The 12,725-nt window shown below is 70.4% G+C and carries 12 protein-coding genes; 7 read left to right on the top strand and 5 right to left on the bottom strand.

The annotated features are described in order from the left end of the window. The first annotated feature begins 271 nt into the window (after nt 1–271). Complete coding sequence (locus tag ACTWJ8_RS19770) at nt 272–1,843, top strand: protein kinase domain-containing protein (RefSeq protein ID WP_356386721.1); 1,572 nt, start codon at nt 272–274, stop codon at nt 1,841–1,843. Nucleotides 1,844–1,906: 63 nt separating this feature from the next. Here the strand turns inward: ACTWJ8_RS19770 and ACTWJ8_RS19765 are convergent, their stop codons facing one another. Together ACTWJ8_RS19765 and ACTWJ8_RS19760 are read right to left on the bottom strand one after the other, a co-directional pair. Next, nucleotides 1,907–2,329: a pyridoxamine 5'-phosphate oxidase family protein gene (locus ACTWJ8_RS19765; protein ID WP_356386770.1), complete on the bottom strand. Its 423-nt coding sequence runs from the start codon at nt 2,327–2,329 to the stop codon at nt 1,907–1,909. Nucleotides 2,330–2,429: 100 nt separating this feature from the next. Next, nucleotides 2,430–3,086, bottom strand: a complete 657-nt coding sequence (locus ACTWJ8_RS19760; protein WP_356386773.1) for a response regulator transcription factor — start codon at nt 3,084–3,086, stop codon at nt 2,430–2,432. Nucleotides 3,087–3,653: 567 nt separating this feature from the next. Between ACTWJ8_RS19760 and pdhA the strand changes: the two genes are divergently transcribed. Genes pdhA through ACTWJ8_RS19745 form a run of 3 tightly spaced genes read left to right on the top strand, consistent with a single transcriptional unit; the run spans nt 3,654 to nt 7,221 of the window. Beyond that, on the top strand, nt 3,654–4,868 hold the full coding sequence (gene pdhA / locus ACTWJ8_RS19755) for a pyruvate dehydrogenase (acetyl-transferring) E1 component subunit alpha (RefSeq protein ID WP_443264749.1): 1,215 nt from the start codon (nt 3,654–3,656) through the stop codon (nt 4,866–4,868). A 5-nt stretch (nt 4,869–4,873) separates the two neighbouring features. After that, a complete protein-coding gene (locus ACTWJ8_RS19750; RefSeq protein WP_356386779.1) occupies nt 4,874–5,854 on the top strand; it encodes an alpha-ketoacid dehydrogenase subunit beta in 981 nt (326 codons plus the stop codon). 14 nt (nt 5,855–5,868) lie between these two features. Then, on the top strand, nt 5,869–7,221 hold the full coding sequence (locus ACTWJ8_RS19745) for a dihydrolipoamide acetyltransferase family protein (protein WP_443264747.1): 1,353 nt from the start codon (nt 5,869–5,871) through the stop codon (nt 7,219–7,221). 52 nt (nt 7,222–7,273) lie between these two features. Here the strand turns inward: ACTWJ8_RS19745 and ACTWJ8_RS19740 are convergent, their stop codons facing one another. After that, entirely contained in the window at nt 7,274–8,152 is an 879-nt protein-coding gene (locus ACTWJ8_RS19740) for a D-alanyl-D-alanine carboxypeptidase family protein (protein ID WP_356386784.1), read from the bottom strand. Nucleotides 8,153–8,315: 163 nt separating this feature from the next. Here ACTWJ8_RS19740 and ACTWJ8_RS19735 point away from each other — a divergent pair, with 163 nt between their 5' ends. Together ACTWJ8_RS19735 and ACTWJ8_RS19730 are read left to right on the top strand one after the other, a co-directional pair. After that, nucleotides 8,316–8,987 (top strand): GntR family transcriptional regulator, encoded by a 672-nt coding sequence (locus ACTWJ8_RS19735; RefSeq protein WP_356386786.1) that lies wholly within the window; start codon nt 8,316–8,318, stop codon nt 8,985–8,987. Then, entirely contained in the window at nt 8,984–10,297 is a 1,314-nt protein-coding gene (locus ACTWJ8_RS19730; RefSeq protein ID WP_443264745.1) for an MFS transporter, read from the top strand. Before ACTWJ8_RS19735 ends, ACTWJ8_RS19730 begins: the two co-directional genes overlap by 4 nt. 34 nt (nt 10,298–10,331) lie before the next feature. Here the strand turns inward: ACTWJ8_RS19730 and ACTWJ8_RS19725 are convergent, their stop codons facing one another. Next, a complete protein-coding gene (locus ACTWJ8_RS19725) occupies nt 10,332–11,156 on the bottom strand; it encodes a maleylpyruvate isomerase family mycothiol-dependent enzyme (protein WP_356386792.1) in 825 nt (274 codons plus the stop codon). 180 nt (nt 11,157–11,336) lie between these two features. Between ACTWJ8_RS19725 and ACTWJ8_RS19720 the strand changes: the two genes are divergently transcribed. After that, nucleotides 11,337–12,152, top strand: a complete 816-nt coding sequence (locus ACTWJ8_RS19720; RefSeq protein ID WP_443264743.1) for a carbon-nitrogen family hydrolase — start codon at nt 11,337–11,339, stop codon at nt 12,150–12,152. A gap of 5 nt (nt 12,153–12,157) precedes the next feature. Here the strand turns inward: ACTWJ8_RS19720 and ACTWJ8_RS19715 are convergent, their stop codons facing one another. Next, nucleotides 12,158–12,658, bottom strand: coding sequence for an LURP-one-related/scramblase family protein (locus tag ACTWJ8_RS19715; RefSeq protein WP_356386798.1), 501 nt, complete (start codon nt 12,656–12,658; stop codon nt 12,158–12,160). Nucleotides 12,659–12,725 lie beyond the last annotated feature (67 nt).

Raw genomic sequence — 12,725 nt, 5'->3', positions numbered from 1 at the left:
GCCCCTTTCGTGTGCGTGAACTTGGCCACCGCCGCGGACGGGGCGATCGCCCCAGTGATCACGAAATCGCCATGGGTCGCCTGCAGAAATGTCGCGCGCGATTTGCAAGGCCTGCACGGCAACGGGTTGGATGTCCGGTCCATCTCGGAACGGCGACATGGCGGATGCCTGTAGCGTGGCCCGACGGAGTCGGTATTTCGCAACCGCGCTCACTCCGATGTATGGATCCGGCAGCCCAGATGAGCATGGACAGAAACGACGGCGAGGACTGATGGCACAGCAGCAGCGCGCTCAGGGCCCGTCCGACCCCGAGGCGACTGGCGGCGGTATGTCAGATGCGCCGGAGATGTGGGGTAACGGCGGGCTCGTGGGGGATGGGCGGTACCGCCTGACCCACAGACTCGGCCGGGGTGGCATGGCGGAGGTGTTCGCCGCCGAGGACGTGCGCCTCGGGCGTCAGGTCGCCGTCAAGCTGCTCCGCTCCGACCTCGCCGAGGACCCGGTCTCCAAGGCCCGCTTCACGCGCGAGGCCCAGTCGGTCGCGGGCCTGAACCACCATGCCGTCGTCGCGGTCTACGACTCCGGCGAGGACGTCGTCGCCGGGAACACGGTTCCGTACATCGTCATGGAGCTCGTCGAGGGGCGGACCATCCGCGACCTGCTCCTGAACGCCGAGGCGCCGGGCCCCGAGCAGGCCCTGATCATCGTCTCCGGTGTCCTCGAGGCGCTCGCGTACTCGCACCAGCACGGCATCGTGCACCGCGACATCAAGCCCGCGAACGTGATCATCACCAACACCGGCGCGGTGAAGGTGATGGACTTCGGCATCGCGCGCGCCCTGCACGGCGCCCAGTCGACCATGACGCAGACCGGCATGGTCATGGGCACCCCCCAGTACCTCTCGCCCGAGCAGGCCCTCGGCAAGGCCGTCGACCACCGCTCCGACCTGTACGCCGTCGGCTGCCTGCTCTACGAACTCCTCGCGCTGCGCCCGCCGTTCACCGGCGAGACCCCGCTCTCCGTGGTCTACCAGCACGTCCAGGACACCCCCGTGCTGCCCTCCGAGGTCCTCGACGAGGTGCCGCCGGAGCTCAACGGCCTGGTCATGCGCTCCCTCGCCAAGGACCCGGACGACCGGTTCCAGACGGCCGAGGAGATGCGCGGGCTCGTCCAGTACGCGCTCCAGATGCTGTACGAGCAGGGTGGCCACACCGGCACCTGGAACACCGGCCCCGTCGACGGCCACGAGGGCGGCTCCACGCCCGCGATGGGCGTCGCCGCCACCACGGCGCTCCAGCACCCCGGCGACACCGGCACGGCCCAGCAGCCGATGCTGCGCCCGCCGGGCGGCGACGACGGCGGCTTCGAGGGCGGTGGGAACGGCTCCGGCGGCGGCCGCGGCAAGCTGTGGATCGTCGCCGTGCTCGCCGTGATCGCCATCGCGGTGGGCGTCGCCTGGGCGCTCAGCAGCGGTGGCGACGGCGACAAGGACCCCGGCAACAAGAAGTCGCCGAGCGCCACGAAGTCCGAGAAGTCCTCCGAGCCCAGCGAGTCGTCCGACGACGACGCGTCGCAGGGCGCCACCGAGGAGCCGGGCACCAGCACGGGCGGCGACACCGGCTACACGCCGACGCAGCAGCCCACGACGACGAACCCGTCGCCGACGCAGTCCGAGCAGCCGACGGACGAGCCGACGGAGCCGACTCCGTCGGAGACGCAGGACACGAGCGAGCCGCCGGAGGAGAGCGACACGGCGACGCCGCCCGGCGGCGGCAGCGGCGGCAGCTCGGAGCCGACCGACCCGGTCGGCGGTGGCACCGTCGGCGAGACCGGCGGCGAGTAACCCGCCGGCCGCGGGGCTCCGCCCCGGACCCCGCTGCTCAATCGCCGCAGGGGCTTGAAATATCTATCCGCCCCGCAGCTCGTGCACCGTCACGAACTGCGGGGCGACGTGCAGGTGCACCGGGTCGAAGGGCTCGCCGTCCGCGGTGCGCGGCGCGGGGCCGAAGAGGGCCAGCTCGGCCGGTGTCGGCTCGATCCGCTCGCACATGCCGACGCACTGCACGGACCACCGCACCCCGTCCCCGGGACCCGTCGGCCGGTCCAGGTTGTCCGCGCCGTACGCGACGACGCCGCCGATGCACGCCTCGTGGTAGCCGAAGCCCCGGTGCAGGCGCAGCAGGAGCCGGCCGTCGGCCACGACGTGCCGGGCGGCGGCCAGGAAGGGCAGCGCGCGCATGCTGGTCGCGACGCGGCCGTGGGACACGCTCGCGAGCAGCTCGAAGGCGCGGGCCGTGTCCTGCGGGTCCTGCTGCGCGTCGATGGGCATGTGACCAGCGTGCGCCCCGGGAGGCGCCCGCAAACAGAGCAGCCCGCCCTCAGAGCGCGTGACATAGGTCCCGTGGCTCCGGAAGGGCGGGCAGCGGTTCTCAGTGCCTCTCGGCCTGCATACGGGCCACGTAGGCCGCCGCCTGGGAGCGGCGCTCCATGCCGAGCTTCGACAGCAGGCTGGAGACGTAGTTCTTGATCGTCTTCTCGGCCAGGTGCAGGCGCTCGCCGATGGCCCGGTTCGTCAGGCCCTCCCCGATCAGGTCGAGGATCCTGCGCTCCTGGTCGGTCAGGCCGGAGAGCTTGTCGTCGTCCTTGCGGCCGCCGTCGCGCAGCCGCTCCAGGACCCGGGCCGTGGCGACGGGGTCGAGCAGCGACTTGCCCCCGGCGACGTCCCGTACGGCGCTGAGCAGCTCGTTGCCGCGGATCGCCTTCAGGACGTATCCGGAGGCGCCGGCCATGATCGCGTCGAAGAGCGCCTCGTCGTCCGCGAACGACGTCAGCATCAGGCACTTGATCGACTCGTCCTGCGAGCGGATCTCCCGGCACACCTCGACCCCGCTGCCGTCCGGCAGGCGCACGTCGAGCACCGCCACGTCCGGCCGGGTCGCGGGGATGCGCACGAGGGCGTCCGCGGCCGTACCGGCCTCGCCGACCACCTCGATGTCGTCCTCGACCGACAGCAGCTCGTGGACGCCGCGGCGGACCACCTCGTGGTCGTCGAGCAGAAATACCTGGATTTTTCCGTCATCGCGCACGGCCTCAGTCTCACACAAGAACCTTTGCCGCGCCCTAGGGCCCTTCTGACGGATCAGGCTGGATGCGGGAGGCCGTGCCCCTTCAGCTCCGCGAGCGGGGTCTGGTGCGTGCAGCTGCAAGGCGGAGGAGGGCGTCGACGCGGAGCGTCGGCAACCGACGACAACGCCGCAGATGTGCGTGCCAGGGCCCGCGACTCCAGCAAGAACCGTCAGAAGGGCCCTAGATGAGGGTGGGGTGACCGGGATAACGTGCCGGTGTTCCGGCCCCCTGCCAGGCTGAGATCCAGGACCCGTCGCACAGCTGTGACCTGCGACGCTCCGTCTTCCCTCGCGATACTAGGAAATCCAACCAAACAAATACTTGGAAATCCAAGCAAAATCGCAGGTCAGATGGGGTTTCGCAGATGTGTGACCCACTGGGTAACGTGCTGGGTGAAGGGTGCTTGCCGGAGCACTTGTCACGCCTGTTGCCGGCACCTCGCACCCACCCCGTGCGTGGACGGATCAGGCGAGCCGAGCCGACTGGCCATCCGGCAATCCCGGGGCCGGACCGACGGAGGAGCACACGTGACCGTAGACAGTGCCGACAGCACTGCCGCCGCGCAGAAGGCGAAGCCGGCGCGGGGGCGGGCAGCTGCGAAGAAGTCTGCGAAGAAATCCCCCGGCAGGACCGCTGCCAAGACCGCTGCCACGCCCACGGCGCCGCAGAGCGACCTGGTGCAGCTGCTGACCCCTGAGGGCAAGCGGGTCAAGAACGCCGAGTACGACCAGTACGTCGCCGACATCACCGACGACGAGCTGCGCGGCCTGTACCGCGACATGGTCCTCACACGTCGCTTCGACGCCGAGGCCACCGCGCTCCAGCGCCAGGGCGAGCTGGGCCTGTGGGCCTCGCTGCTCGGCCAGGAGGCGGCCCAGATCGGTTCGGGCCGGGCCACCCGCGAGGACGACTACGTCTTCCCGACCTACCGCGAGCACGGCGTCGCCTGGTGCCGCGGCGTCGACCCGACCAACCTGCTCGGCATGTTCCGCGGCGTGAACCACGGCGGCTGGGACCCGAACAGCAACAACTTCCACCTGTACACGATCGTCATCGGCTCGCAGACCCTGCACGCCACCGGCTACGCGATGGGCGTCGCCAAGGACGGCGCGGACTCCGCGGTCATCGCGTACTTCGGCGACGGCGCGTCCAGCCAGGGCGACGTGAACGAGTCGTTCACCTTCTCGGCGGTCTACAACGCGCCGGTCGTGTTCTTCTGCCAGAACAACCAGTGGGCGATCTCCGAGCCGACCGAGAAGCAGACTCGCGTGCCGCTCTACCAGCGCGCGCAGGGCTTCGGCTTCCCGGGCGTGCGCGTGGACGGCAACGACGTGCTGGCCTGCCTCGCCGTGACCCGGGCTGCCCTGGAGCGGGCGCGGTCCGGCGAGGGCCCGACGCTCGTCGAGGCGTTCACGTACCGCATGGGCGCGCACACCACCTCCGACGACCCGTCGCGCTACCGCGCCGACGAGGAGCGCACGGAGTGGGAGGCGAAGGACCCGATCCTGCGCCTGCGCACGTACCTCGAGTCCCAGACCGACACGGATGAGGGATTCTTCGCGGAACTCGACGCCGAGAGCGAGACGTTGGGCAAGCGAGTACGCGATGTCGTACGGGCCATGCCGGACCCGGACCTCATGGCGATCTTCGAGAACGTGTACGCGGACGGGCACGCGCTCGTCGACGAGGAGCGCGCGCAGTTCGCCGCCTACCAGGCGTCGTTCGCTGACGGGGAGGCCTGACGGTCATGGCAGTACAGAAGCTTCCGATCGCCAAGGCGATCAACGAGTCGCTGCGCACGGCGCTCGAGAACGACCCGAAGGTCCTCGTCATGGGCGAGGACGTCGGCAAGCTCGGCGGCGTCTTCCGCGTCACGGACGGCCTCCAGAAGGACTTCGGCGAGGACCGGGTCATCGACACCCCGCTCGCCGAGTCCGGCATCGTCGGCACGGCCATCGGCCTCGCCCTGCGCGGATACCGGCCGGTCGTCGAGATCCAGTTCGACGGCTTCGTGTTCCCCGCGTACGACCAGATCGTCACGCAGCTCGCGAAGATGCACGCCCGCGCGCTCGGCAAGGTCAAGACGCCCGTCGTCATCCGCATCCCGTACGGCGGCGGCATCGGCGCGGTCGAGCACCACAGCGAGTCGCCCGAGGCGCTGTTCGCGCACGTGCCGGGCCTCAAGGTGGTCTCGCCGTCGAACTCCAGCGACGCGTACTGGATGCTCCAGCAGGCCATCCAGAGCGACGACCCGGTCATCTTCTTCGAGCCGAAGCGGCGCTACTGGGACAAGGGCGAGGTCGACACCGACGCCGTCCCCGGCGACCTGCACAAGGCCGTCGTGGCCCGCGAGGGCAGCGACCTCACGCTGGCCGCGTACGGGCCGATGGTGAAGGTCTGCCAGGAGGCCGCGGCCGCCGCCGCGGAGGAGGGCAAGTCCCTGGAGGTCCTCGACCTGCGCTCCATCTCGCCGATGGACTTCGACGCGGTGCAGAAGTCGGTGGAGAAGACGCGCCGCCTCGTCATCGTGCACGAGGCCCCCGTCTTCCTCGGCTCCGGCGCCGAGCTCGCCGCCCGGATCACCGAGCGGTGCTTCTACCACCTGGAGGCGCCCGTGCTGCGGGTCGGCGGGTACCACGCGCCGTATCCGCCGGCGCGCCTGGAGGAGGAGTACCTGCCGGGGCTCGACCGGGTGCTCGACGCGGTCGACCGTTCGCTGGCGTACTGAGAGGGGGCTGAATCATGGCTCGTGAGTTCAAGATGCCCGACGTGGGCGAAGGCCTGACCGAGGCCGAGATCCTCAAGTGGTACGTCCAGCCGGGCGACTCCGTCACGGACGGGCAGGTCGTCTGCGAGGTCGAGACCGCGAAGGCGGCCGTCGAACTGCCGATCCCGTACGACGGGGTGGTCAAGGAGCTGCTGTTCCCCGAGGGCACGACGGTCGACGTCGGCCAGGTGATCATTTCGGTGGACGTGGCGGGCGACGGGCCCGCGCAGGAGCCCGCAGCCCCCGCCGCACCGGCGGCGGAGCCGGAGGCCGAGGCCGAGGCGCCGCAGGGCCGCCAGCCCGTGCTCGTCGGATACGGCGTCGCCGAGTCCTCCACGAAGCGCCGCGCCCGCAAGGGCGCCGAGTCGGCGGCACCGGCCACGAACGGCACGGCGGCCAACGGCACGGCGACGGCCACGCTGACCCGGCCGCTCGCCAAGCCCCCCGTGCGCAAGCTCGCCAAGGACCTCGGCGTCGACCTCGCCACCGTCATCCCCTCCGGGGCCGACGGGATCATCACGCGTGAGGACGTGCACGCCGCGGTCGCGCCCGCCCCCGCGCCCGAGGTGCCCGCGCAGGAGATCCCCGCACCGGCGGCGGCCCCCGCCCCCGCCTCGTACGACTCCGTGCGCGAGACCCGGATCCCGGTCAAGGGCGTCCGGAAGGCGACCGCGCAGGCGATGGTGAACTCGAAGTTCACGGCTCCGCACGTCACGGAGTTCGTGACCATCGACATCACGCGCACGATGAAGCTCGTCGAGGAGCTCAAGGCCGACAAGGACATGGCGGGGCTTCGGGTCAACCCGCTGCTGCTCATCTCCAAGGCCCTGCTCGTCGCGATCAAGCGGAACCCCGAGGTCAACGCCGCGTGGGACGAGGCGAACCAGGAGATCGTCCAGAAGCACTACGTGAACCTGGGCATCGCCGCGGCCACGCCGCGCGGTCTGATCGTGCCGAACATCAAGGACGCGCACGCCAAGACCCTGCCCGAACTGGCGTCCGCGCTCGGCGAGTTGGTGTCCACCGCGCGCGAGGGCAAGACGTCCCCCGCGGCCATGCAGGGCGGGACCGTCACCATCACCAACGTGGGGGTCTTCGGCGTCGACACCGGGACGCCGATCCTGAACCCCGGTGAGTCGGCGATCCTCGCCGTCGGAGCGATCAAGCTCCAGCCGTGGGTCCACAAGGGCAAGGTCAAGCCGCGCCAGGTGACGACCCTGGCCCTCTCCTTCGACCACCGCCTGGTGGACGGGGAGCTGGGCTCCAAGGTCCTGGCCGACGTGGCGGCGATCCTGGAACGCCCGAAGCGGCTCATCACCTGGGCCTGATCGGACGTGGGCCCCTCCGGCGACGCCTGTCGCCGGAGGGACCCGGTCTCGCCTACTTCTTGAACCCGTAGTCCATGAGCTTCTTCGCGTCGGACGTCCGCGCGCTCACGGACGTCGACTTCAGCACCGTCCCGATCACGGTCTTCCCGCTCCGCGTCGCCGCGAAGACCAGGCAGTACTTCGCCTCGGGCCCCGAGCCGGTCTTGACGCCGATGGCTCCCGAGTACGTACCGAGCAGGCCGTTCGTGTTGGACCACGACATGTACCGGTAGCCGCCGGACTTCGTCGTGACCTTCTGCTTCGTCGACTTCGTCTTCACGACCGAGCGGAACGTCGAGTTCTTCATCGCCGAGGACGCGATCTTCGTGAGGTCGCGCGGCGTCGAGTAGTTCGAGCCCTTGCCGATGCCGTCGAACGAGTCGAAGTGGGTGTTCTTCAGGCCCATGTCGGTGGCGGCCTTGTTCATCTTGCCGATGAAGGACTTCACGCGCGCCGAGCGGGTCGAGCCCGAGCCGAACTTGTCCGCGAGCGCGTACGCCGCGTCGCAGCCCGACGGCAGCATAAGACCGTAGAGGAGCTGGCGGACGGTGACCTTGTCGCCGACGATCAGGCGGGCGGACGACGCGGTGTTCTTGACGATGTAGTCGCTGTACGCCTTCTGGATCGTGACCTTGGAGTCCAGGTTCAGGTTCTTCTGGGCCAGCACCACCTTGGCGGTCATGATCTTGGTGGTGGAGCCGGTGGACCTCCGGGTGTCCGCGGCCTTCGTGTAGAGGCTCGAACCCGTCCCGTTGTTCATGACGTAGCCACCCGCCGCGGCGATGCTCGGCTTGGCCGGTGCGGTGGCGGCCTGAGCGGTGGTGGTCAGGGCACCGCTGGTGATCACGGCGCCGGCAAGGACGACGGCAGTGCCCGCTCTGCGAGTTTTCAAGACGAATGCTCCAAATGTCCCTGGAAACGGGCCCCTTGGGGACGGGGCCGCGCTGTGTGAGACACGTGAAGTGCTCGACTGGTTGCGCTCGGAGAGGGGGGTGTGGCATTCCGCATGATGGACGCCGGTCGGCTTGCGTACGTGTTGTATCTATGATGTGCGCATGCCTGCGACCGCCGCCGAGAAGCCCGTCACCGAGAAGCGCCCACCCGCCGCCGAACGCGTATACGACCACGTCAAGCGAGGCGTCCTGGAGCGCCGCTACGAGGGCGGCACGCTGCTCACCGAGGGCGAGCTCGCCGAGGCCGTCGGCGTCTCCCGCACGCCCGTGCGGGAGGCGCTGCTCAAGCTGGAGGTCGAGGGGCTGCTCAAGCTCTACCCCAAGAAGGGCGCCCTGGTCCTGCCGGTGTCCGCGCAGGAGATCGCCGACGTCGTCGAGACCCGGCTGCTCGTCGAGGAGCACGCGGTCCGCAAGGCCGTCCCCGCCCAGCCGGGACTGATCGAGCGCCTGGAGGAGCTCCTGGAGGAGCAGCGGGCGCAGGCCGAGGCCGGACAGTTCACCGAGGCCGCCACCACCGACCGCTGCTTCCACGCGGAGATCGTCCGCAGCGGCGGCAACGAGATCCTCTCCCGCCTCTACGACCAGCTGCGCGACCGGCAGCTGCGGATGGGCGTCGCCGTGATGCGCTCGCACCCGGACCGGATCGCGAAGACGCTCACCGAGCACAGCGAGATCCTCGACGCGCTGCGCGCGGGCGACGAGGAGGCCGCCGTCGCCGTCGTGCGCCGGCACGTGAGCTGGGTCCAGGGACTGGCGCGGGGGGACGAACGATGAGCTCGGCCACGTCCTCCTCGGACACGCTGCCCGGCGATCCGCCCGGCGGCCGGCGGGCCGTCGCCGTCTGGTCCATCGGCGTCGCCGTCTACTTCGTCGCCGTCATCTTCCGTACGTCGCTGGGCGTCGCGGGCCTCGACGCCGTCGAGCGCTTCCACATCAACGCCTCGGCCCTGTCGACGTTCTCGATCCTCCAGCTGCTCGTGTACGCGGGCATGCAGATACCCGTCGGCCTGATGGTCGACCGGCTCGGCACCAAGAAGGTGCTGACGCTCGGCGTGGTCCTGTTCACCGTCGGCCAGCTCGGCTTCGCGTTCTCCTCCTCGTACGGGATGGCGCTGGTGTCGCGCGCGCTGCTCGGCTGCGGCGACGCCATGACGTTCATCAGCGTGCTGCGGCTCGGCACGCGGTGGTTCCCGGCGCGGCGCGGTCCGCTGGTGGCGCAGCTCGCGGGGCTCGTCGGCATGGCGGGCAATCTCGTGTCCACGCTGGTGCTCGCGCGGCTGCTGCACGGCATCGGGTGGGAGGCCGCGTTCGCGGGCAGCGCCCTCGCCGGTGTCGTGGTGCTCGTCCTGATGCTGCTGTTCCTCAAGGACCACCCCGAGGGCTTCGAGCCCGCCCCGGTGCCGACGACACACAAGGGCGCCGCGTACGTGCGCCGGCAGATCGCGGTGACCTGGCGGGAGCCGGGGACGCGGCTCGGCCTGTGGGTGCACTTCTCCACGCAGTTCCCCGCGATGGTGTTCCTGCTGCTGTGGGGGCTGCCGTTCCTGGTGGAGGCGCAGGGGCTCTCGCGGGGCACGGCGGGGGAGCTGCTCACGCTCGTCGTGCTGTCCAACATGGTGATCGGACTCGTGTACGGGCAGATCGTGGCGCGGCACCACGCGGCGCGGCTGCCGCTCGCGCTCGGGACCGTGGCGACGACCGCGGTGATGTGGGCGATGCCCGTGGTGTGGCCGGGGCAGGCGCCCATGTGGCTGCTCGTCCTGATGTGCGTGGTGCTCGGTGCGTGCGGGCCCGCGTCGATGATCGGCTTCGATTTCGCGCGGCCCGCGAATCCGCCGGAGCGGCAGGGCACGGCGTCCGGGATCGTCAACATGGGCGGGTTCATCGCCTCGATGACGACGCTGCTGGCGGTCGGCGTGCTGCTCGACGCGACCGGGGAGAACTACCGGGTGGCGTTCTCGGCGGTCTTCGTCCTGGAGGCGCTCGGCGTGAGCCAGATCCTCCGGCTGCGGCGGCGCGCGGCCCGCGCCGAGCGTGAGCGCCTGGTGGCGTCCCGGGTGGCGTCGGTGCACGTCCCGGTGTGAGCGGGGGTCCGGGGCGGCGCCCCGGACCGCGACGTCAGGGCGTGACCGCCAGCGAGCCCAGGATCGCGGCGGCCAGGTCCGCGTCCCCCTCGACCTTCACCCGGTCCCCCACCGCGTCCACGGAGACCCGGCCGCAGGAAAGGCGCACGTACGTCTCCCAGTCCAGCGCGAGCGTCACCGCCGGGCCGAGCGAGGGCGAGCCGTCCACCGTCCCCCTGCCGTCGGCGTCCACCCGTACCGTGCGCAGGAACTCCACGGGCCCGTGCACGTCGAAGACGACCGCGGAGTTCGGCGGCGCCCCCGCGTCCTTCGTGACGATCTTCGGCAGCACGGAGACGAGCAGGTCACGGGTAACGTACGCGCCCGGGGAGTCGAGGTTGCCGGGCTTTCCGAGGGCCCACCGCAGGTCCTGCTCGTGCGCCCAGATGTCGAACGCCCGCCTGCGCATGGCGAATTCGAGGGTCTCCTCGATGCCGCGCGGTCCGCGCACGATGGTCGAGGGGTCGCGGGAGTCGTTCCGCAGGTGCCGGGAGCGCCGGATGATCGTGTACTCGAGCTCGGAGACCATCTCGGGCGCCGTGTGGTGCCGGCGGATGTCGACCTGGATCTCCTGGTAGCGCTGCGACTCGGTCTGCACGTGGTAGAGGTCGCGCGGCAGGGTGTGGATGGGCCGCGGGTCGCCGAGCATCTCGCAGTCGACGCCGATCACATGCGAGACGAGGTCGCGCACCGACCAGCCGGGGCACGGTGTGGCCCGGTTCCACTCACCTTCCGCGAGCGGCGTGACCAGCTCGGATATCGCTTCCACGGAGTGGGTCCAGGCGTCGGCGTAGGTTTGAAGGCTGGGGTGGAGACTCACGGAAAGGGACCCCTCGAGCGGTTGTGCACGGGCGTTTAGACGGTCGTCGGGCGCGGGCGGTGGGTGTCTTGAGAGGCTAAGTTACGCTGCCCGTAGGCACCCCGGCAGTGCTTTGGTCTGACGAACGCAGGGCTGTTGTCGGCGCGGAGCCGGCGGCTCGAATGCCAGGACGGTGGTAGTGTGCGCGCCTCGCTCATCCAGGTCGCGGTAAATGACGACAAGACGGCCGAAACGGTCAACGCCCGTCGGGATCGCGTGAGTTCACTGGTGCGGGAAGAGGCGGGGGCCGCCGACCTCGTCGTGCTCCCCGAGCTGTGGACCACGGGCGCCTTCGCGTACGAGCTGTTCTCCACGGAGGCCGAACCCCTCGAGGGCCCGACCTACGAGGCGATGGCGAAGGCGGCGCGGGACGCGGGCGTCTGGCTGCACGCGGGATCGATCCCGGAGCGGGACCCCGAGGGCCCCCTCTACAACACCTCGCTCGTCTTCTCCCCCGACGGCGAACTCGCCGCCGCCTACCGGAAGATCCACCGCTTCGGCTTCGACAAGGGCGAGGCCGTGCTCATGGGCGCGGGCGAGGAACTCGTGACCGTACGCCTCCCGGAGACGGTCGCGGGCGTGACCACCTGCTACGACCTGCGGTTCCCCGAGCTGTACCGGGGACTGGTCGACCGGGGCGCGCAGACGCTGCTGGTGTCGGCCGGGTGGCCCGAGCGGCGCCGCTCGCACTGGACGCTGCTGGCGCAGGCGCGGGCCGTGGAGAACCAGGCGTTCGTCCTCGCGTGCGGAAGCGCGGGTACGCACGCGGGGGTCCCGCAGGCCGGGCACAGCATCGTCGTCGACCCGTGGGGCGAGGTGCTCGGGGAGGCGGGGGCCGGGGAGGAGGTCCTGCGCGTCGAGTTCGACCCGGCGAAGGTCGACCGCACCCGGAACCAGTTCCCGGCCCTGAAGGACCGCCAACTCGGCCTTCCGACGCCCGCCCGCCGCCTCTCGTAAGAGGATCAGTCCACGACCCCCCGCTCCTTCTCCGCCAGGTGGATCACGCAGACCGCGATGGCGATGAGGAGCGCGGGGTCCGCGTCATCGCGCACCACGTTCACGCCGTACGTGTCCCGGACCCGCAGCCAGCGCCGCGAGATCTCGGCCAGCAGCTCGCCCTCGTACTCGACGGCGAACTCCCGGTCCAGGATCTTGCCGCTGACGTCCAGCTCGGTCTCGCCGTCCGCGAGCTCCACCCGGTAGTGGTTGCGCAGCAGCGAAAGGCGCTTGCGGCGGATCCGGGCCAGCTCCTCGTCGCCGCGCTCGATCACCATCGTGTCGCGCAGCGCGAACACCTTCTTGTGGATGTCGATCAGGACCTGCCCGTCGGGCCCCTTGATCTCGAAGGTGTCCCGCAGCCGCATCGCCTTGCCGTCGACGAGATACGCCTTGCGGCCGTGCTCGTCCTCGATCCAGTAGTCCTCGCCGATCCCGAAGATCCGCTCTCTCACTTCGTAGCGCATACGTCGATCCGTGCCCGGAACCGGCGTAAGGGATCCCCTTTGTGACGCCCTTTCGGGCCGGATGGCG

Source organism: Streptomyces sp. SDT5-1 (assembly GCF_052245995.1).
Lineage (GTDB): Bacteria > Actinomycetota > Actinomycetes > Streptomycetales > Streptomycetaceae > Streptomyces.
The sequence above is the reverse complement of the archived record's forward strand: the minus strand, read 5'-3'. Positions and strand labels throughout refer to the sequence as shown.

Bases quoted from the DNA above. Each gene is read 5' to 3' on its own strand.
- ACTWJ8_RS19735 (WP_356386786.1), top strand. From the start codon at position 8,316: ATGCCTGCGACCGCCGCCGAGAAGCCCGTCACCGAGAAGCGCCCACCC.
- ACTWJ8_RS19730 (WP_443264745.1), top strand. From the start codon at position 8,984: ATGAGCTCGGCCACGTCCTCCTCGGACACGCTGCCCGGCGATCCGCCC.
- ACTWJ8_RS19765 (WP_356386770.1), bottom strand. From the start codon at position 2,329: ATGCCCATCGACGCGCAGCAGGACCCGCAGGACACGGCCCGCGCCTTC.
- ACTWJ8_RS19715 (WP_356386798.1), bottom strand. From the start codon at position 12,658: ATGCGCTACGAAGTGAGAGAGCGGATCTTCGGGATCGGCGAGGACTAC.
- ACTWJ8_RS19745 (WP_443264747.1), top strand. From the start codon at position 5,869: ATGGCTCGTGAGTTCAAGATGCCCGACGTGGGCGAAGGCCTGACCGAG.
- ACTWJ8_RS19770 (WP_356386721.1), top strand. From the start codon at position 272: ATGGCACAGCAGCAGCGCGCTCAGGGCCCGTCCGACCCCGAGGCGACT.
- ACTWJ8_RS19750 (WP_356386779.1), top strand. From the start codon at position 4,874: ATGGCAGTACAGAAGCTTCCGATCGCCAAGGCGATCAACGAGTCGCTG.